Source organism: Pantoea alhagi, assembly GCF_002101395.1.
In the GTDB taxonomy this organism is placed as follows: domain Bacteria; phylum Pseudomonadota; class Gammaproteobacteria; order Enterobacterales; family Enterobacteriaceae; genus Mixta; species Mixta alhagi.
In genome coordinates this window covers 1079326-1097549 of the sequence record NZ_CP019706.1, presented here as the reverse complement: position 1 = coordinate 1097549, position 18224 = coordinate 1079326, and the positions used below count along the sequence as shown (strand labels likewise).

Here is an 18224-nt window from a genome sequence, read left to right as displayed (position 1 = left end):
CTTTATCCGTTGAGACTAAATGGCTGCAGGTAAAGTATGGCTACCCAGGCTATAAAGCCGGCCAGTAAAATCGCCCCGGCGCGACGACCAATACGACGGCTGCGCTGTAGGCAAATAAGCATAAACAGAGCGCTGACGCCGAGCATAACCCAGTAATCGCGCTCAAAGGCGGCGCTGTCGAACTCCCCGGGCTGAAGCAGAGCCGGCAGTCCAGGTACAATAGCCAGATTATAAATGTTGGAGCCGATAAGGTTGCCAATGGCTATGTCATCTTCTCCTTTTAATGCGCCTGCGATCACGGTCGCCAGCTCCGGCAGGCTGGTCCCGACGGAAATAATCGTTAGCCCAATCACCAGCTCGCTTACGCCGAAGTAGTCCGCAATCACCGTTGCGTTATCGATTACCATGCGGGTCGACATTGGTAGAATAATCAGCGCAACCGCCAGCCACAGAAAAGCAACCGTGTTGCCTGAATCGTCACGCGGCAGTTCAGCCAGCTGTTCCCGCGTTAACGTATCGCTATTATCCCGTTCGGCGCGGCGGGCGATACGAATAATAAACAGCAGATAGAGCAGGGCAAAGGCGATCAGCGCGACGCCATCAACGCGACTCAACTGGTGGTCACACAGGATGATGCCGCTTAACAAGGTTACCAGCAGCATTAACGGCAGTTCACGCCGCACCAGGTTCGAATGGACCGTAAGGGGATGTAGCAGTGCCGCACCGCCAAGAATCAGCAAGATATTAGTAATATTGGAACCCATTGCAGTGCCGACGGCCATATCCATCTGCCCATGCGTGGCGGCAGTAAAAGAGACGATCAGTTCAGGCAGCGAGGTGCCGATGCCCACAATGGTCATACCAATAATCAGCGGAGGAATGCCCAACGAACGACAGAGAATGGCGGCACTAAACACTAAACGATCGGCTCCATAGACCAGTAAAACTAAACCGATAACTAACAGTGCAGCGGCTAAAAGCATGAAAAATCCTTGGATCGGTTATACTCGTCGGTTTGCCAGACTCGTCATTTTGCAGGCGATATAAAGAATGGCGATGATTTTGACCGTCTGCGAGCAAAAAGTAAAACGTATGCCGGTTTTCGCTACGAAGTAGCATCCGATTTCTGTAAAACTCGCGGCAACGGTTACTTAGATGCGATTAACATAAATCTTTTGAATCGCCTAAAATGGATAACAGAGGTATCAATGCACCAGCCATCCACGAATCTGGTCGAAGTCCACGGCGTTAGCTTTACCCGTGGTAATCGCACCATTTTCGACAATATCTCGTTAACGGTGCCAAAAGGGAAAGTCACCGCCATCATGGGGCCTTCCGGTATCGGTAAAACGACTCTGCTGCGTCTTATTGGCGGCCAACTGCAGCCAGATGCCGGTGATATCTGGTTCGACGGCGAAAATATTCCCCAATTGTCGCGCTCGCGCCTGTATGAGACACGCAAGCGTATGAGCATGCTGTTTCAGTCCGGAGCGCTGTTTACCGATCTTAATGTTTACGAGAATGTCGCCTGGCCGTTGCGGGAGCATACGCGCTTGCCCGCGCCGCTACTGCACAGCACCGTGATGATGAAGCTGGAAGCGGTCGGTCTGCGCGGAGCAGCGAAATTAATGCCCTCAGAGCTTTCGGGCGGGATGGCGCGCCGCGCCGCACTGGCGCGAGCGATTGCGCTGGAACCGGATCTGATCATGTTCGACGAGCCTTTTGTCGGTCAGGATCCCATTACCATGGGCGTACTGGTTAAGCTGATTGATGAGCTGAATCATTCGCTGGGCATGACCTGTATCGTGGTTTCACATGATGTGCCTGAGGTCTTGAGCATTGCCGATTACGCCTATATTGTTGCAGGGCAAAAAATCATTGCTCAGGGAACAACGCAGGCGCTTCAGGATAATCCTGACGCACGTGTACGCCAGTTCATCGATGGGATTGCTGATGGGCCGGTGCCTTTCCGTTATCCGGCTGGCGACTATTTTGCCGATCTTACCGGTTCAGGGAGTCAATAAGCTGATGTTTTTAAATGCGCTGGCGCTACTGGGTCGCCAGGGGATCCAAACCTGTGCTTCGTTTGGCCGTGCCGGTCTGATGCTGTTTCACGCGCTGGCCGGTAAACCGCAATTTCGCAAACACGCCCCGCTGCTGATCAAACAGTTATACAGCGTAGGCGTGATGTCCTTGCTGATCATTTTGGTTTCTGGCCTGTTTATCGGCATGGTGCTGGGGCTGCAGGGGTTTTTGGTGCTAACGACCTACGGCGCTGAAACCAGCCTCGGCATGCTGGTGTCATTGTCGCTGCTGCGCGAACTGGGGCCGGTGGTCACGGCGTTGCTGTTTGCCGGACGCGCCGGTTCGGCGTTAACGGCGGAAATCGGCCTGATGAAAGCGACGGAGCAGCTTTCCAGCATGGAAATGATGGCGGTAGATCCGCTGCGTCGGGTAATTTCACCGCGCTTCTGGGCGGGCTTTATCAGTATGCCGCTATTAACGCTGATTTTTACCGCCGTGGGCATTTGGGGCGGGGCGTTGGTAGGCGTCAGCTGGAAAGGTATCGACCCTGGATTCTTCTGGTCGGCGATGCAGAACGCGGTAGATTTCCGTACCGATATTATTAACTGCCTGATTAAAAGCGCGGTGTTTGCCATTACGGTAACCTGGATTGCGTTATTTAACGGCTACGATGCGATTCCGACCTCTGAAGGGATCAGCCGGGCCACCACGCGTACGGTAGTACATTCCTCACTGGCGGTACTGGGGTTAGATTTTGTGCTGACGGCACTGATGTTTGGGAACTAGGACAATGCAAACAAAAAAAAGTGAAATTGGAGTAGGGGCATTCATGCTGCTGGCGCTGATCGCCATCCTGTTTCTCTGTCTGCGCGTTGCAGATGTGAAATCGCTGGGCACCGAGCCGACATGGAGACTCTACGCGTCTTTTGACAATATCGGCGGGTTGAAGATTAGCTCTCCGGTTAAAATTGGCGGCGTGGTGATTGGTCGCGTTACGGATATTTCCCTGGATGAGAAATCTCTGTCGCCACGCGTAACCATGGAAATTGAAGACAGATATAACCATCTTCCCGATACCAGTTCACTGGCGATTCGTACTCAGGGGCTGCTGGGCGAACAGTATCTGGCGTTAAATGTTGGTTTTGACGATCCTGATATGGGCACGGCTATTCTGAAGGATGGCGATACGCTCCAGGATACGAAATCGGCGCTGGTGCTGGAAGATCTGATTGGTCAGTTCTTGTATAAGAGCGGCGATGGTAATCAAAGCCCTGCGCAGGAACAAAATGCACCTGCAGCACCGACTTCTGCTAACCCGGAACAACCTTAAGAGGCTACACGTATGTTTAAACGTTTACTGATGGTCGCTATGCTGGTTATCGCGCCGCTGGCGGCAAACGCGGCAGATCAAACCAATCCTTATAAGCTGATGAATGAGGCAGCGGCGAAGACATTCACCCGTCTGAAAAATGAACAGCCGAAAATCAAGCAGGATCCCAATTATCTGCGCGAGATTGTTCGTCAGGAACTGCTGCCTTATGTACAAATTAAATATGCTGGCGCGCTGGTTCTGGGCCGCTACTACCGTGAAGCGACGCCGGCGCAGCGCGAAGCCTATTTCAACGCGTTTGGCGATTATCTGGCGCAGGCTTATGGCCAGGCGCTGGCGCTTTACCATGGACAAACGTATCAAATCGCGCCGGAGCAGCCGCTGGGCGATGCGAATATCATTGCCATCCGCGTCAGCATTATCGACCCCAACGGACGACCCCCGGTTCGCCTGGATTTTCAGTGGCGTAAAAACAGCCGTACCGGCGAATGGCAGGCCTACGACATGATCGCTGAAGGGATCAGTATGATCACCACCAAACAAAATGAGTGGAGCGATATTTTGCGTACCAAAGGCATCGACGGTATGACGCAGCAGCTGAAAAACTATGCGGCGCAGCCTATTACTCTGGATCAGAAAAATAATGGCTGATCTTCTGAGCTGGCAGGTTGAGGCAAAAACGCTTTACCTTCGCGGGGAGCTTGACCGGGAAACACTGCTCGGCCTGTGGCAGCAGCGCGAAACCGCAATGCAAAAAATTGAGGTTATCGATGTTTCCGGGCTGCAGCGCGTAGACTCTGCCGGTCTGGCGTTACTGGTGCATCTGCGTCAGATAGCGCAACAGCAGGGTGCCAGCCCCGTTTTCAGCGGTATCACGGATAAATTACACTCCCTGATCATGCTGTACAATTTACAGCAGATTATTGTTTCTGCTGAAAATTGCGACTAATCGCGCTGGATTTTTGTATAAGCCCCTGCCCAGCCGGGGGCTTTTTGTTTGTTTAAGATAAATGCGCTTTCAACTAATATGACTGCCTGTTTATCATCAACCGAATGTAAAAAAATCATGGAAAATAGTGAAATTCAGACAGTGCTAATGAACGCACTGCCGTTAAAAGAAGTACATGTCAGCGGTGACGGCAGCCATTTTCAGGTTATCGCCGTTGGCGAATTGTTCGCTGAGCTGAGTCGCGTGAAAAAACAGCAGGCGGTCTATGCGCCGCTGATGGAATATATCGCTGATAACCGTATTCATGCGGTATCCATCAAAACCTACACCCCTGAAGAGTGGGAACGGGATCGTAAGCTAAACGGTTTTTAAGCTGTTGAGGCGGTTTATGGTCCGCGACTCGATGGCCTTTTAAGTTCTGACAACAGAGAGCAGTTGCAATGGATAAATTTCGTGTACAGGGTCCGACCCGGCTAAGCGGTGAAGTCACCATCTCCGGCGCTAAAAATGCCGCCCTGCCGATCCTGTTCGCCGCTCTGCTGGCTGAAGAGCCGGTGGAGATTCAGAATGTCCCGAAACTGAAGGACATTGATACCACCATGAAGCTGCTCAGCCAGCTGGGTGTAAAAGCGGAGCGCAATGGCTCTGTGCATCTTGATGCCAGTAAAGTAGATATTTACTGCGCCCCTTATGAGCTGGTGAAAACCATGCGCGCCTCGATTTGGGCGCTGGGACCGCTGGTAGCGCGTTTTGGTCAGGGGCAGGTCTCTTTACCTGGCGGCTGCGCCATCGGCGCGCGACCGGTTGATTTGCATATTACCGGGCTGGAGCAACTGGGCGCGGAAATCAAGCTGGAAGAGGGCTATGTTAAAGCCTCGGTCAATGGGCGTTTGAAGGGCGCGCACATAGTGATGGATAAAGTCAGCGTTGGCGCGACGGTTACCATCATGTCTGCGGCGACCCTGGCGACCGGCACGACCATCATTGAAAACGCCGCGCGTGAACCGGAAATCGTGGATACCGCGAACTTCCTGAATACCCTGGGCGCAAAAATCAGCGGTGCAGGCGGCGATCGTATTACGATTGAGGGCGTTGAGCGCCTGGGCGGCGGCGTTTACCGCGTATTGCCTGATCGTATTGAAACGGGAACTTTTCTGGTTGCTGCAGCGATCTCTGGCGGCAAGGTTGTGTGTCATAAAACGCAGCCTGATACGCTGGATGCGGTACTGGCGAAGTTGCGTGAAGCCGGTGCGGAAATCGAAACGGGTGAAGACTGGATCAGCCTTGATATGCACGGTAAACGTCCGAAAGCCGTTAACGTGCGTACCGCGCCGCATCCGGGTTTTCCTACCGATATGCAGGCGCAGTTTACATTGCTAAACCTGGTTGCAGAAGGAACCGGCGTCATTACCGAAACCATTTTCGAAAACCGGTTTATGCATATTCCTGAGCTGATACGTATGGGCGCGCATGCAGAGATCGAAAGCAATACGGCGATTTGCTACGGCGTAGAGAAGCTTTCTGGTGCGCAGGTGATGGCGACGGATTTACGCGCTTCCGCCAGCCTGGTACTGGCTGGCTGTATTGCTGAAGGAACCACAATGGTCGATCGTATTTATCATATCGATCGTGGCTATGAGCATATCGAAGATAAGCTGATCGCCATGGGCGCGAAAATCGAACGGGTTAAAGGCGAATAAATCTCGCTGCTGTAGCGCGTTCTGAAGACGTTTTTGTTAAAAACAGCGCCCGATTTCGGGGGCTGTTTTTTTTTATTTAAGCGGGGTCAGGAGCGGGAACGAATCAACTTTTTACGATCAATCAGCTTCCCGGTTATGGGATCGTAGTAGCGGCTGGGCCAAATTTCCGCCGGATGAACCGCGAGCGCCTCGGCAATTAACCATTCCCCTTTCGGCCATGGACGATTGAGCGCATTAGCCAGCGTTGATGAACTCAGGCCAGCCTGGCGCGATACTGCAGCAAGAGAGGTTCCCTTTTTATGCAGGGCGGCAATGATATCCGCCGTATGCCAGTCTTGCTTTGTTTTATTCACATTACCCATAGCGCACGTCTCCCTATGCTGATTATTCTTGACGAAAATTGTTGGAGTTTTTAAGAAACTTTAAACTAAAAGAGTTAGGGGAAAGAGTATATTTCTGTTTGTAGTTCAAGCTCCATCTTGCCAGAAAGTGGTTTTTTATAGCAAACAGAATCCATTTATTTCCAGTAAATTCCAAATGAAGCGAGAGAAATGTGTTTCTCTTCGCAAAAGCGTGATGGGTGATTGCAAACGGAAGGAAAAAATAAAGAGTGGGGGAGCGTTAAAAAGCGCCCCCCGTAACGCATCAGGAGTCGCGCTGTACTGCCATATGAGCCAGCGCTTCCAGCGCGCTGCGCCAGGGAGATTCTGGCAACACCTGCAGAGCAGCAATAGCTTTATCTGCTTCCTGTTCGGCACGGCTGCGCGTCCACTCAAGAGAACCGCATTGACGCATCGCCTCCAGTACCGGATCCAGCAAATGGCGACCATTACCCTGTTCAATGGCTTCACGTATCATGGCGGTCTGCTGGGCATTGCCATGGCGCATGGCATGCAGCAACGGCAGGGTAGGTTTACCTTCGCTGAGATCGTCACCGACGTTTTTCCCCAACGTTTGTCCATCGGCGCTGTAATCAAGCAGATCGTCAATCAGCTGAAAGGCGGTGCCGAGATAGCGGCCATAATCCTGTAAACCCTGCTCCTGAGCTTCAGTCGCGCCCGCCAGAATACCGGAAGATTGCGCCGCGGCTTCGAACAGACGCGCTGTTTTACTGTAAATCACCCGCATATAGCTCTCTTCAGTGATATCCGGATCGTTACAGTTCATTAGCTGCAGCACTTCGCCTTCGGCGATAACGTTTACTGCTTCTGACATCAAAGCCAGAATACGCAGCGAACCAAGGCTGGTCATCATTTGAAAGGCGCGGGTATAAATAAAATCGCCAACCAGCACGCTGGCTGCGTTGCCAAAGGCCGCGTTGGCCGTGGCTTTTCCGCGCCGCATATCAGATTCATCCACTACATCGTCATGCAATAGCGTCGCGGTATGAATAAATTCAATCAGCGCGGCAATAGTCACGTGCTGCTTACCTTCATAGCCGAGCGCTCGCGCCGCAAGAATGGCAATCATAGGACGAATACGCTTTCCGCCGCCGCTGATAATGTAGTAACCCAACTGATTGATGAGCGAAACATCTGAATTCAGCTGTGAGAGGATGGTCTCGTTGACGGCCGCCATATCTTGGGCGGTTAATTCATTAATTTGTTCTAAATTCATCAGTCTGTTCAGCTATTGCTCTGTTCAGCGCCATGTTAAGCGACTTTGCCCATGTCTGTGCCATGTAATGTATTACAGATTGTACTTGAAAAACGAGGCTCTTGAATCCTGGGTATGGCGCTGCGTTTTTTTTCTGCAATCCTTTGCTATGTCCTCTTGTCAACGCAGGGATTTTTGCGTAGAATTCGCGCCCTATTGTGAATATTTATCGCGCCGCCTGACAATTGAAGAAGGTAAGCGCAGAAGCGGAGTTTTATATGTACGCGGTTTTCCAAAGTGGTGGTAAACAACACCGAGTAAGCGAAGGTCAAACCGTTCGCCTGGAAAAGCTGGACATCGCAACCGGCGAAACTATTGAGTTCGATCAGGTTCTGATGATTGCAAATGGTGACGACGTTACAATCGGCGCACCGCTGGTTTCAGGTGGCGTGATCAAAGCAGAAGTTGTTGCTCATGGTCGTGGCGAGAAAATTAAGATCGTTAAGTTTCGTCGTCGTAAACACCATCGTAAGCAGCAGGGCCATCGTCAGTGGTTCACTGATGTGAAAATCACTGGCATCAGCGCCTGAGAGGAGATCTGACAAATGGCACACAAAAAGGCTGGCGGCTCAACACGTAACGGTCGCGACTCAAATGCACAGCGCCTGGGCGTAAAACGTTTCGGCGGTGAATCTGTACTGGCTGGCAACATCATCGTTCGTCAGCGTGGCACCAAGTTCCACGCAGGCACTAACGTTGGTCTTGGCCGTGACCACACTCTGTTTGCTACTGCAAACGGTAAAGTGAAATTCGAAGTTAAAGGCCCGAACAACCGTAAATACGTCAGCATCGTTGCTGAGTAAGGTTGTCGTGCTGCAGGCTGGTTAATCTGCCTGCCAGAGAATGAAAGCCCCGCAGAATATTGCGGGGCTTTTTACATTTTGAGCTTGCCTGATTTGCTGTACAATTTACGTACAGTCTTTCCGCAACGGGTCATCGCTTATGGCCTCGGCGGAATTAAAGCCGCACCGGTTTATCCGGTCGCCAGGTGAATGATTTACGGAGAAGGTAAATGAAGTTTGTTGATGAAGCGACGATTCTGGTCGTTGCAGGTGACGGCGGTAATGGTTGCGTTAGCTTCCGCCGCGAAAAATATATTCCGAAAGGCGGCCCGGACGGCGGCGACGGCGGTGACGGCGGCGATGTCTATCTGCTGGCCGATGAAAACCTTAACACGCTGATCGATTATCGCTTTGAAAAATCTTTCCGCGCCGAGCGTGGACAGAACGGGCAGAGCCGTGACTGTACCGGCAAGCGTGGTAAAGATATCGTGATTAAAGTGCCGGTCGGCACGCGCGTTATCGATCAGGGTACCGGTGAAACGCTGGGCGACCTGACGCGCCATGAGCAAAAGCTGATGGTAGCAAAAGGCGGCTGGCACGGTCTGGGCAACACGCGCTTTAAATCTTCCGTTAACCGTACCCCGCGTCAGAAAACCATGGGTACGCCGGGTGAGAAGCGCGATCTGCAGCTGGAGCTGATGCTGCTGGCCGATGTTGGCATGCTGGGTCTGCCAAACGCCGGTAAATCAACCTTTATCCGCGCGGTGTCTGCCGCCAAGCCGAAAGTGGCTGATTATCCCTTTACCACGCTGGTGCCGAGCCTTGGCGTAGTGCGTATGGATAATGAAAAAAGCTTTGTGGTCGCCGATATTCCTGGCCTGATTGAAGGCGCTGCGGATGGCGCGGGCCTGGGCATTCGCTTCCTGAAGCATCTGGAACGCTGCCGCGTTCTGCTGCACCTGATCGATCTGGCGCCGATTGATGAATCCGATCCGGTAGAAAATGCGCGTATCATCCTCGGCGAGCTGAAGAAATACAGTGAAAAACTGTATGACAAGCCGCGCTGGCTGGTCTTCAACAAAGTGGATCTGCTGAGTAAAGAAGAAGCGGAAACGCGTGCGAAGGCCATTGTGGAAGCGCTTGGCTGGGATGAGAAATATTATCTTATCTCTGCCGCCAGTCAGACCGGCGTGAATGCGCTGTGCTGGGATGTGATGTCCTTCCTGATCGCCAATCCCAAAGAGGCGGAACAGGAAGAGAAGAAACCTGAGAAAGCTGAATTCATGTGGGACGATTACCACCGTGAAGCGCTGGAACAGGCAGAAGAAGAAGTGGATGAAGATTGGGATGATGACTGGGACGAAGATGACGACGAAGGTGTCGAAATCATCTATCAGCATTAATCATGCCTGATAACTGCAGCCCGGCTTATCGCCGGGCTTTTTTTTGCTGTTTTATCGCAGCGGGCCGTACGCCTGACCTGCAGAGCATACTGATAAGCCCTGTTGCCGTGCAGGGAGTGTGCAAATGATTGAAGGACGTTACCGGTTTGGCGCGCCCGGTATTAACCTGAATACTGGCTTGTGCTGGTTTGTCCGCTGCCCTGATTCAGGATAGCCGGCAACCAGCATTGCGCTTCCAGTCCTGAACGATCCTGGCGATTGCTTAACTGCATCTTCCCGCCGTGGAGCTGTAAAACTCGCAGCACAATATTTAAACCCAGCCCGCTGCCGCCGTAACGCCGATCGCGTCGATGAAACGCCTGGGTAAGTTCTCCCGCGCTCTTTTCATCAATACCGGGACCTTCATCACGAATCGTCAGCAGGCTGCCATTATCTTGCGCCTGTAGCTGCAGCGTAATGGGTGAGTGCTCCGGACTATAGCGGGAAGCGTTTTCCAGTAAGTTACGCACCATCAGGCGCAATAAAACTGCATCACCCTGCACTTTCATATCCTGTTGCGCCCACTTCAGCGTCTGCTGTCGCTGTTGCAGTAACTCACTCATTTCAGCCTGCAAGGGAAGAAAAATATCCCGCTGCCAGCTCAGCGTTTGATAATGACCGCTGGCCAGCGCCTGCCCGGCACGCGACAGCATCAGCAGTTGCTCGATAACGTGCATTAGCTGATCGATACGCGCCACCAGCATAGGCGCCTGCTTGATCTCCTGCTGCGCCATCAGCTCAAGGTGCAGGCGCATCCCTGCCAGCGGCGTGCGTAACTCATGGGCCGCGTCGGCCGTAAATAACCTTTCTTGCTGAAGCGTTTGATTAAGGCGGGCAAGCAGCTGATTCATTGCTCCGGTTACCGCCACGATTTCTTCCATCTCCGAATAGACAGGCAACGGCGAGAGATTATCGGCGGAGCGCTCAGCCAGACTGTTTTGTAAGGCCTTGAGTGGACGAATAACCCAGCTGATCGCCCAGAAAGAGAGAATCAGCGTAAAGCCGACCATTACTAACGACGGAAGCAGAAGAGAGGCTATCGCCTCACGGATCTCGTTTTCAACATGCTGATTACGTGATTTCGCCGTCAGCGTTTCGTTTACCAGGAAACCGATCTGTTCACGGCTTTCATGCCATAACCAAATGGCGCTCATTAGCTGACAAGTCAGCAAAATAAGCGCCAGCATAATTAACAAACGCCGACGCATACTGTTCATTGACGCTCTTCCAGCCGGTATCCCACGCCGCGTACCGTTTTGATACGATCTTTACCCAACTTGCGGCGCAGATTATGGATATGAACCTCCAGCGCATTCGAGCTGTTATCGTCCTGCCAGCTGTAGATATCCTGCTGTAATGTCTCGCGATGCACGGTTTGACCGATTCGCATCAGCAGCCTGGAAAGCAGAGCGAACTCTTTAGGCGTAACCTCTATTGGCTGATTATCCACCGAGACCTGCAAAGAGGAGAGGTTGAGTGCCAGATCTCCATGCTGGATCTGATTGTCACTGTGGCCCTGGTAACGTCTGATGAGCGCCCGTACGCGCGCTTTTAATTCAGCCAGCGCAAAAGGCTTAACCAGATAATCGTCAGCGCCAGCATCCAGTCCGTCAACCCGATCCTCCAGCGCATCGCGGGCTGTGAGAATCAATACCGGCAGGTCGATATTTTTTCGACGCCAGCGGCGCAGCAAATCGGTTCCATCCGCATCCGGCAGGCCAAGATCCAGCACCGCTAAACTGTACTCCCCACTGTGCAGCAGAGCATCCGCCTGTGCCGCTTTATCCGCGCAATCAACGGCATAGCCCTCGCTGCTTAGCGCGAGGGCTATGCCTTCCTGCAATAGCACATCATCTTCCACAATGAGAATTTTCATGCGCCTCAGTTATTCTGATAGATGTCTTTGTATAGCCGGCTTTCAAAGCGCACCAGCGGCACGCGGCGGATGCGTTTGTCCTCTGGCGGTACGGCATACCCGGACAGGAACTGGACAAATGCCACGCGTTGACCGCTGGCGGTGGTAATAAAACCGGCCAGGTTATAAACCCCTGACAGCGAACCGGTTTTGGCGGAAACTTTGCCATCCACGCCTGCTTCATGCAGACCGCCGCGATAGCGCAACGTGCCATCGTAGCCCGCCAGCGGCAGCATAGAGATAAAGTTCAACTGCTGATCGTTCTGAGCAATATATTGCAGCACCTGCATCATGGTTGCCGGAGAGATCAGATCGTGACGCGATAGCCCGGATCCATCGACCTGGATGCTGTTGCCAAGATCGATATTCGCCTTTTGGCGCAGAACACGGCGCACCGCATCTGAACCCGCACGCCAGGTGCCAGGGACGTTGAAATAGTGACGCCCGATGGTGCGGAAAACCGTATCGGCGATCATATTGTCCGATTTTTTCAGCATCACTTTCAGCAAATCACGCAGCGGCGCGGACTGGGTCTCCGCCAGGAGAGTGCCTGGCTCGGTGACGCGCGTTTGGCGCACCAGATGTCCGGTGTAATCAATACCGGCATCCTGCAGCATGGCTTTTAAAATGGCTCCGGACCAGGCGGCGCCATCCTGAATAGCAAAGGCCAGCGGCAAAGGTTCGCTGCGCTGCGTCATACAGCCGGTGATTGTAAAGCGGTTCAGCTCGCCCGGTACGACATCCAGTTCGCAGTAAGGCGCATCGGGCGACCCTTTCGCTAACGTACGTACCTGACTGAACATGGTAACCGGATAATAAGACGCTACGCGAATAAAGGCGTTATCGTCGGGACGATCGGCGCTGTACAACGACACGGAAAAACAGTTTTTATCCACAATAGCAGCGGCAGGTGGCGCGCTAAAGCACTGAGTATTATCGTTCCATGGCCAGCCTGGCGCTTTATCGTGACTGGCGAAGACCGAGGTATCGATCACCAAATTGCCCTGAATATGGGTAATGCCCTGTTTGGTCAGAGCGGTAACCATATTACGTAAATCCTGGCGTGAAAGCGTAGGATCGCCGCCAAAGCGGGCAATCAGATCGCCCTGCAGGGTGCCATTATCCACTTTGCCCTGCGTTTCCAGCGTGGTGCGAAAGCGGAAGTCTGGACCCAATTCCAGCAGCGCTGCGAGCGCCGTCACTACTTTCATGGTGCTGGCTGGCAAAGCCATTTGTTTACTGTGATAATCGACCAGCGGCGTTGATGAACCCACTTTTTGTGCCATCAGCGCCAGGTTTGCGCCATCCGGTAAATATTGTGTGTATTCTTCCACGGGTGCTGCCTGAGCTTGCAGCATAAACGCACAGGTTAGTCCGGTAACAAGTCGTGAAAATCGCATAATCTCGCGGTAACTGACGGGTGAAGCCGTCATACTACGGTGCATCGTAGTAGAAAGTAAACGATGACCCATAGGGAACTCTGGGTTAAAATACGTATCAAAATGCAAACCTGAATCCTGACCTGGAGCCTGCTCCGGGTCAGGTTTCTTTTGTTTGCGAATCAGCCGGTAGCGTTGCACAACGCGTCAGGCCGACGACCCACTGGTCAGGACGACAACAAGCAAACAGGACCGATGACGAGGTATTAAAATGAATCAGATTCCGATGACGTTAAGGGGCGCGGAGAAGCTGCGTGAAGAACTCGAAGAGCTGAAGACCGTCAGACGCCCCCGTATTATTGCCTCAATAGCGGAAGCGCGTGAACATGGCGATCTGAAAGAGAATGCCGAGTATCATGCCGCGCGTGAAGAACAAGGCTTTTGTGAAGGGCGTATTCAGGAGATCGAAGCCAAGCTGTCTAATGCGCAGGTGATCGATGTTACTAAAATCGCTAACAATGGCCGGGTGATTTTTGGCGCGACGGTAACCGTGCTGAATATCGATACTGATGAAGAGTCAACCTATCGTATCGTTGGTGATGATGAGGCGGACTTTAAGCAGAACCTGATTTCCGTAAACTCGCCGATGGCGCGCGGGTTGATTGGTAAAGAAGTGGATGATGTAGTGGTGATTAAAACGCCCGGCGGTGACGTCGAGTATGAAATTCTGAAAGTAGAATATCTTTAATCGCTCTGACGCATCACATAATTGTAAAGAAAGGAAAAAGGCCGCGTTGCGGCCTTTTATCCTGAGCAGGAGCATGGCAACTTCTTCCGGCTGACTATAATCGTTATATTTCAGGCTGCATGTGCATTGGCTTTCCTTGCTCACTTACTCAGTAAGCTTCCAGGATTTGCTGCGTTGCTGCTTTCACGCAACCCGAATTATTTAGCGTATAATCAGCTTGCCCGGTTAGCGCGGCAGGGAGATTTTGCGTTCTTCTGACGGACGGTACAGCACCAGCGTCTTGCCGATAACCTGCACGTTACAGGCCCCCGTTTCACGAACAATGGCTTCTACCATCAGGTTTTTCGTTTCCCGATCTTCGGTAGCGATCTTCACCTTAATCAGTTCGTGATGCGCAAGCGCCTGTTCGATTTCGGCCAGCACGCCTTCGGTCAGGCCGTGGTTACCCAGCATAACAACGGGTTTCAGCGGATGGGCCAGACCTTTCAGGTGCTGTTTTTGTTTGGTACTCAGATTCATCGTATATTTTTACTTACATTGGGATTGAAAACGGTACATTCTACCGCCATCTCTGGTATATCACCAAACAGGACATCACTATGTTTGGTTATTTATCGCTACGATGAAGAATAGTTGGAAAAAGTATGACAGGTAAAAAGCGTTCAGCCAGTTCCAGCCGCTGGCTTCAGGAACACTTTAGCGATAAATATGTGCAACAGGCACAGAAAAAGGGGTTGCGTTCGCGCGCCTGGTTTAAACTTGATGAAATACAGCAGGGCGATAAGCTGTTTAAGCCCGGGATGACCGTGGTCGATCTTGGTGCAGCGCCTGGCGGTTGGTCTCAATACGTTGCGACCCAGATTGGCTCAAAAGGACGTATTATCGCTTGTGATCTTTTACCGATGGATCCTATCGTTGGTGTCGATTTCCTTCAGGGCGATTTTCGTGAAGAATCCGTAGTGAAAGCACTACTGGAACGCGTCGGCGAAGAGAAAGTCCAGGTTGTCATGTCCGATATGGCGCCCAATATGAGCGGCACTCCAGCCGTTGATATTCCCCGGTCGATGTATTTAGTGGAGCTGGCACTGGAAATGTGTCGCGATGTACTGGCACCTGGTGGCAGTTTTGTAGTGAAAGTATTTCAGGGAGATGGCTTCGATGAATACCTGCGGGAAATTCGCTCCCTGTTTACGAAAGTGAAAATTCGTAAGCCGGACGCTTCGCGTTCACGTTCACGCGAAGTGTACATTGTAGCGACAGGGCGCAAACTATAGCCAAAATAACTGGAGCCGCGGCAAGGCATGCACGTCCCAAGGAGCTTACGCAGTAAGTGGTTTGGGTTAGCGAACGCAGTCACACCGCAGCGATTCCAAGTATGGTGGATATATAGTACCCTACGCTGTCTGTTAACACAGTTGTAATAAGAGGTTAATCCCTTGAGTGACATGGCGAAAAACCTGATTCTCTGGTTGGTCATCGCAGTTGTGCTGATGTCTGTTTTCCAGAGCTTTGGGCCCAGCGAGTCGAATGGCCGTAGGGTTGATTATTCAACCTTCCTGTCGGAAGTGAACCAGGATCAGGTCCGCGAGGCACGTATTAACGGGCGTGAAATCAACGTTACCAAAAAAGACAGTAATCGATATACGACCTACATTCCCGTCAACGATCCCAAGTTACTCGATAACCTGTTGACTAAAAATGTAAAAGTTGTCGGTGAACCACCGGAAGAGCCAAGCCTGCTGGCTTCCATCTTCATCTCCTGGTTCCCGATGCTGCTGCTGATTGGTGTCTGGATCTTCTTTATGCGCCAGATGCAGGGCGGGGGTGGCAAAGGCGCGATGTCCTTTGGTAAAAGCAAAGCCCGCATGCTGACGGAAGATCAGATCAAAACCACTTTTGCTGATGTTGCAGGCTGTGATGAAGCAAAAGAAGAAGTGGGCGAGCTGGTAGAATACCTGCGCGAACCCAGCCGCTTCCAGAAACTGGGCGGTAAAATTCCGAAAGGCGTACTGATGGTCGGCCCGCCGGGTACCGGTAAAACGCTGCTGGCGAAAGCGATCGCCGGTGAAGCTAAAGTGCCGTTCTTCACTATCTCCGGTTCTGACTTCGTAGAGATGTTTGTGGGTGTGGGTGCTTCTCGTGTGCGCGACATGTTTGAGCAGGCGAAAAAAGCAGCACCGTGCATCATCTTTATCGATGAGATCGATGCGGTAGGCCGTCAGCGTGGCGCTGGCTTAGGCGGCGGTCACGATGAACGTGAGCAGACGCTTAACCAGATGCTGGTAGAAATGGATGGCTTCGAAGGCAATGAAGGCATCATCGTGATTGCCGCAACCAACCGTCCTGATGTACTGGACCCGGCACTGTTGCGTCCGGGCCGCTTCGACCGTCAGGTTGTTGTTGGTCTGCCAGACGTGCGTGGTCGTGAGCAAATTCTGAAAGTACATATGCGTCGCGTGCCGCTGGCAACCGATGTTGATGCTGCGATTATTGCACGTGGTACGCCTGGCTTCTCCGGTGCCGATCTGGCTAACCTGGTGAACGAGGCCGCTCTGTTTGCCGCTCGTGGTAACAAGCGCGTTGTGTCGATGGTGGAGTTCGAAAAAGCGAAAGACAAAATTATGATGGGTGCGGAACGTCGCTCTATGGTAATGACGGAAGCGCAAAAAGAGTCTACCGCCTATCACGAAGCGGGCCATGCCATTATTGGTCGTCTGGTGCCGGAACATGATCCGGTGCACAAGGTAACGATTATTCCGCGTGGACGTGCGCTTGGGGTAACTTTCTTCCTGCCGGAAGGCGATGCGATTAGCGCCAGCCGTCAGAAACTGGAAAGCCAGATTTCAACCCTGTACGGCGGCCGCCTGGCTGAAGAGATCATCTACGGTCCGGAACATGTTTCTACCGGTGCGTCTAACGACATCAAAGTCGCGACAAACCTGGCGCGTAACATGGTGACGCAGTGGGGCTTCTCGGAAAAACTGGGTCCGTTGCTGTATGCGGAAGAAGAGGGCGAAGTTTTCCTTGGTCGCTCAGTGGCTAAAGCGAAACATATGTCTGATGAAACGGCGCGTTTGATCGATCAGGAAGTGAAACTGCTGATTGATAATAACTACGAACGTGCACGTCGCATCCTCAACGAGAACATGGATATCCTGCACTCAATGAAAGATGCGCTGATGAAATATGAAACCATCGATGCGCCGCAAATCGACGATTTGATGGCTCGCCGTGAAGTGCGTCCGCCAGCGGGTTGGGAAGATGCAACCTCCAACTCTAACCATTCGGACAATGACGGTTCGCCAAAAGCGCCGCGTCCGGTTGATGAGCCGCGCACGCCGAACCCAGGTAACACAATGTCTGAGCAGTTTAATAAATAAACGCCTTCAGACCATTAAAAACCCCGGCTGGTCCGGGGTTTTTTACATCTATTACATGACCAAATATCCTAAGGAGAAAAAGATGAAGTTGTACGCAAGGGATTCCCTACTGGATCTGTCTCATCCCCATGTTATGGGCATTCTTAACGTGACTCCTGATTCTTTCTCCGATGGTGGTCAGCATAATTCACTGGTAGCGGCGCTAACGCATGCCAATGAGATGGTGAACGCAGGTGCGACCATTATTGATGTCGGCGGTGAATCAACCCGCCCTGGGGCGGATGCGGTAACCACGGACGAGGAGCTGGAGCGCGTTATTCCGGTGGTCGAGGCAATTGCGCAACGGTTTGAAGTATGGATTTCCGTTGATACCTCAAAGCCTGAAGTTATTCGTGAATCAGCGCGAGTGGGCGCTCACATTATAAATGATGTCCGCTCGTTACGGCTGCCCGGCGCGCTTGAGGCTGCGGCAGAGACTGGCTTACCGGTGTGTCTGATGCATATGCAGGGAGAGCCAGACACCATGCAGGCCGCGCCGCACTACACAAACCTGCTGCAAGAAGTGAACGACTTTTTTGTTCATCATATTGCCCGCTGTGAAGCCGCAGGCATCAAAAAATCGCAGTTGCTACTCGACCCGGGCTTCGGATTCGGTAAGAATCTCAGCCACAATTATCAGCTTCTGGCGCATCTGGCCGATTTCCATGATTTTGGCCTGCCGCTACTGGTGGGAATGTCGCGTAAATCAATGATTGGGCAACTGCTAAACGTAGGACCTTCTCAGCGTTTAACTGGTAGCCTGGCTTGTGCGGTGATTGCTGCGATGCAGGGTGCGCAGATTATACGCGCGCACGATGTTAAAGAGACGGTAGAAGCAATGCGCGTCGTTGAAGCGACACGTTCAGCGAAGGAATAATA

General features: G+C 52.3%; 21 protein-coding genes. 14 read left to right on the top strand and 7 right to left on the bottom strand.

Annotation, left to right across the window (positions count from 1 at the left end):
* Positions 1-2: 2 nt before the first annotated feature.
* Positions 3-983 carry a calcium/sodium antiporter gene (locus B1H58_RS05095; RefSeq protein WP_085068319.1) on the bottom strand — a complete coding sequence of 327 codons (981 nt, stop codon included), beginning with the start codon at positions 981-983 and terminating at the stop codon, positions 3-5.
* Positions 984-1208: 225 nt separating this feature from the next.
* Between B1H58_RS05095 and mlaF the strand changes: the two genes are divergently transcribed.
* From mlaF to murA, 7 genes are all read left to right on the top strand, one after another.
* Positions 1209-2024 (top strand): phospholipid ABC transporter ATP-binding protein MlaF, encoded by an 816-nt coding sequence (gene mlaF, locus B1H58_RS05090; protein ID WP_085068317.1) that lies wholly within the window; start codon positions 1209-1211, stop codon positions 2022-2024.
* 4 nt (positions 2025-2028) lie between these two features.
* The gene (gene mlaE, locus B1H58_RS05085) at positions 2029-2811 is read left to right on the top strand and encodes a lipid asymmetry maintenance ABC transporter permease subunit MlaE (RefSeq protein WP_085068315.1); all 783 of its coding nucleotides are present in this window, start codon (positions 2029-2031) and stop codon (positions 2809-2811) included.
* A gap of 4 nt (positions 2812-2815) precedes the next feature.
* Positions 2816-3355, top strand: coding sequence for an outer membrane lipid asymmetry maintenance protein MlaD (mlaD, locus tag B1H58_RS05080; RefSeq protein WP_085068312.1), 540 nt, complete (start codon positions 2816-2818; stop codon positions 3353-3355).
* A gap of 12 nt (positions 3356-3367) precedes the next feature.
* Positions 3368-4006 (top strand): phospholipid-binding protein MlaC, encoded by a 639-nt coding sequence (mlaC, locus tag B1H58_RS05075; protein WP_085068310.1) that lies wholly within the window; start codon positions 3368-3370, stop codon positions 4004-4006.
* Entirely contained in the window at positions 3999-4304 is a 306-nt protein-coding gene (gene mlaB, locus B1H58_RS05070; protein WP_085068307.1) for a lipid asymmetry maintenance protein MlaB, read from the top strand. The genes mlaC and mlaB overlap by 8 nt, the downstream gene beginning before the upstream one ends.
* Before the next feature lie 117 nt (positions 4305-4421).
* Positions 4422-4676 carry a BolA family iron metabolism protein IbaG gene (gene ibaG, locus B1H58_RS05065; RefSeq protein WP_085068306.1) on the top strand — a complete coding sequence of 85 codons (255 nt, stop codon included), beginning with the start codon at positions 4422-4424 and terminating at the stop codon, positions 4674-4676.
* A gap of 68 nt (positions 4677-4744) precedes the next feature.
* Positions 4745-6004, top strand: coding sequence for a UDP-N-acetylglucosamine 1-carboxyvinyltransferase (gene murA, locus B1H58_RS05060; protein ID WP_085068304.1), 1260 nt, complete (start codon positions 4745-4747; stop codon positions 6002-6004).
* An 86-nt stretch (positions 6005-6090) separates the two neighbouring features.
* Here murA and B1H58_RS05055 read toward each other — a convergent pair whose 3' ends face one another.
* Positions 6091-6366, bottom strand: coding sequence for a helix-turn-helix domain-containing protein (locus B1H58_RS05055; protein ID WP_085068303.1), 276 nt, complete (start codon positions 6364-6366; stop codon positions 6091-6093).
* 283 nt (positions 6367-6649) lie between these two features.
* Positions 6650-7621, bottom strand: coding sequence for an octaprenyl diphosphate synthase (gene ispB, locus B1H58_RS05050; protein WP_085068302.1), 972 nt, complete (start codon positions 7619-7621; stop codon positions 6650-6652).
* Between the two features lie 257 nt (positions 7622-7878).
* Between ispB and rplU the strand changes: the two genes are divergently transcribed.
* The 3 genes from rplU to cgtA all read left to right on the top strand — a co-directional run bounded on the left by rplU (position 7879) and on the right by cgtA (position 9845).
* The gene (gene rplU / locus B1H58_RS05045) at positions 7879-8190 is read left to right on the top strand and encodes a 50S ribosomal protein L21 (protein ID WP_085068300.1); all 312 of its coding nucleotides are present in this window, start codon (positions 7879-7881) and stop codon (positions 8188-8190) included.
* A gap of 15 nt (positions 8191-8205) precedes the next feature.
* Positions 8206-8463: a 50S ribosomal protein L27 gene (gene rpmA / locus B1H58_RS05040; RefSeq protein ID WP_038628771.1), complete on the top strand. Its 258-nt coding sequence runs from the start codon at positions 8206-8208 to the stop codon at positions 8461-8463.
* Between the two features lie 209 nt (positions 8464-8672).
* Positions 8673-9845, top strand: a complete 1173-nt coding sequence (gene cgtA, locus B1H58_RS05035) for an Obg family GTPase CgtA (RefSeq protein WP_085068298.1) — start codon at positions 8673-8675, stop codon at positions 9843-9845.
* A gap of 161 nt (positions 9846-10006) precedes the next feature.
* Here the strand turns inward: cgtA and pmrB are convergent, their stop codons facing one another.
* Genes pmrB through dacB form a run of 3 tightly spaced genes read right to left on the bottom strand, consistent with a single transcriptional unit; the run spans position 10007 to position 13199 of the window.
* On the bottom strand, positions 10007-11101 hold the full coding sequence (pmrB, locus tag B1H58_RS05030; RefSeq protein ID WP_085068297.1) for a two-component system sensor histidine kinase PmrB: 1095 nt from the start codon (positions 11099-11101) through the stop codon (positions 10007-10009).
* The gene (gene pmrA, locus B1H58_RS05025; protein WP_085068295.1) at positions 11098-11760 is read right to left on the bottom strand and encodes a two-component system response regulator PmrA; all 663 of its coding nucleotides are present in this window, start codon (positions 11758-11760) and stop codon (positions 11098-11100) included. Before pmrA ends, pmrB begins: the two co-directional genes overlap by 4 nt.
* 5 nt (positions 11761-11765) lie before the next feature.
* Entirely contained in the window at positions 11766-13199 is a 1434-nt protein-coding gene (dacB, locus tag B1H58_RS05020) for a serine-type D-Ala-D-Ala carboxypeptidase (RefSeq protein WP_085072234.1), read from the bottom strand.
* Positions 13200-13449: 250 nt separating this feature from the next.
* On the opposite strand from dacB, the gene greA reads away from it, so the two are divergent.
* A complete protein-coding gene (greA, locus tag B1H58_RS05015; protein ID WP_085068294.1) occupies positions 13450-13926 on the top strand; it encodes a transcription elongation factor GreA in 477 nt (158 codons plus the stop codon).
* A gap of 225 nt (positions 13927-14151) precedes the next feature.
* On the opposite strand, the gene yhbY is transcribed toward greA, so the two are convergent.
* Positions 14152-14445 (bottom strand): ribosome assembly RNA-binding protein YhbY, encoded by a 294-nt coding sequence (gene yhbY, locus B1H58_RS05010; protein ID WP_085068292.1) that lies wholly within the window; start codon positions 14443-14445, stop codon positions 14152-14154.
* 125 nt (positions 14446-14570) lie between these two features.
* Between yhbY and rlmE the strand changes: the two genes are divergently transcribed.
* The 3 genes from rlmE (at position 14571) to folP (ending at position 18222) form a co-directional block, all read left to right on the top strand.
* Positions 14571-15200: a 23S rRNA (uridine(2552)-2'-O)-methyltransferase RlmE gene (gene rlmE / locus B1H58_RS05005; protein ID WP_085068291.1), complete on the top strand. Its 630-nt coding sequence runs from the start codon at positions 14571-14573 to the stop codon at positions 15198-15200.
* 171 nt (positions 15201-15371) lie between these two features.
* Entirely contained in the window at positions 15372-17306 is a 1935-nt protein-coding gene (gene ftsH, locus B1H58_RS05000; RefSeq protein WP_085068290.1) for an ATP-dependent zinc metalloprotease FtsH, read from the top strand.
* Positions 17307-17388: 82 nt separating this feature from the next.
* Positions 17389-18222 carry a dihydropteroate synthase gene (gene folP, locus B1H58_RS04995; protein WP_085068288.1) on the top strand — a complete coding sequence of 278 codons (834 nt, stop codon included), beginning with the start codon at positions 17389-17391 and terminating at the stop codon, positions 18220-18222.
* Positions 18223-18224: the final 2 nt, after the last annotated feature.

Coding starts and splice junctions, on each gene's coding strand:
- B1H58_RS05095 (WP_085068319.1), bottom strand. CDS start 983: ATGCTTTTAGCCGCTGCACTGTTAGTTATCGGTTTAGTTTTACTGGTC.
- mlaF (WP_085068317.1), top strand. CDS start 1,209: ATGCACCAGCCATCCACGAATCTGGTCGAAGTCCACGGCGTTAGCTTT.
- mlaE (WP_085068315.1), top strand. CDS start 2,029: ATGTTTTTAAATGCGCTGGCGCTACTGGGTCGCCAGGGGATCCAAACC.
- mlaD (WP_085068312.1), top strand. CDS start 2,816: ATGCAAACAAAAAAAAGTGAAATTGGAGTAGGGGCATTCATGCTGCTG.
- mlaC (WP_085068310.1), top strand. CDS start 3,368: ATGTTTAAACGTTTACTGATGGTCGCTATGCTGGTTATCGCGCCGCTG.
- mlaB (WP_085068307.1), top strand. CDS start 3,999: ATGGCTGATCTTCTGAGCTGGCAGGTTGAGGCAAAAACGCTTTACCTT.
- ibaG (WP_085068306.1), top strand. CDS start 4,422: ATGGAAAATAGTGAAATTCAGACAGTGCTAATGAACGCACTGCCGTTA.
- murA (WP_085068304.1), top strand. CDS start 4,745: ATGGATAAATTTCGTGTACAGGGTCCGACCCGGCTAAGCGGTGAAGTC.
- B1H58_RS05055 (WP_085068303.1), bottom strand. CDS start 6,366: ATGGGTAATGTGAATAAAACAAAGCAAGACTGGCATACGGCGGATATC.
- ispB (WP_085068302.1), bottom strand. CDS start 7,621: ATGAATTTAGAACAAATTAATGAATTAACCGCCCAAGATATGGCGGCC.
- rplU (WP_085068300.1), top strand. CDS start 7,879: ATGTACGCGGTTTTCCAAAGTGGTGGTAAACAACACCGAGTAAGCGAA.
- rpmA (WP_038628771.1), top strand. CDS start 8,206: ATGGCACACAAAAAGGCTGGCGGCTCAACACGTAACGGTCGCGACTCA.
- cgtA (WP_085068298.1), top strand. CDS start 8,673: ATGAAGTTTGTTGATGAAGCGACGATTCTGGTCGTTGCAGGTGACGGC.
- pmrB (WP_085068297.1), bottom strand. CDS start 11,101: ATGAACAGTATGCGTCGGCGTTTGTTAATTATGCTGGCGCTTATTTTG.
- pmrA (WP_085068295.1), bottom strand. CDS start 11,760: ATGAAAATTCTCATTGTGGAAGATGATGTGCTATTGCAGGAAGGCATA.
- dacB (WP_085072234.1), bottom strand. CDS start 13,199: ATGCGATTTTCACGACTTGTTACCGGACTAACCTGTGCGTTTATGCTG.
- greA (WP_085068294.1), top strand. CDS start 13,450: ATGAATCAGATTCCGATGACGTTAAGGGGCGCGGAGAAGCTGCGTGAA.
- yhbY (WP_085068292.1), bottom strand. CDS start 14,445: ATGAATCTGAGTACCAAACAAAAACAGCACCTGAAAGGTCTGGCCCAT.
- rlmE (WP_085068291.1), top strand. CDS start 14,571: ATGACAGGTAAAAAGCGTTCAGCCAGTTCCAGCCGCTGGCTTCAGGAA.
- ftsH (WP_085068290.1), top strand. CDS start 15,372: ATGGCGAAAAACCTGATTCTCTGGTTGGTCATCGCAGTTGTGCTGATG.
- folP (WP_085068288.1), top strand. CDS start 17,389: ATGAAGTTGTACGCAAGGGATTCCCTACTGGATCTGTCTCATCCCCAT.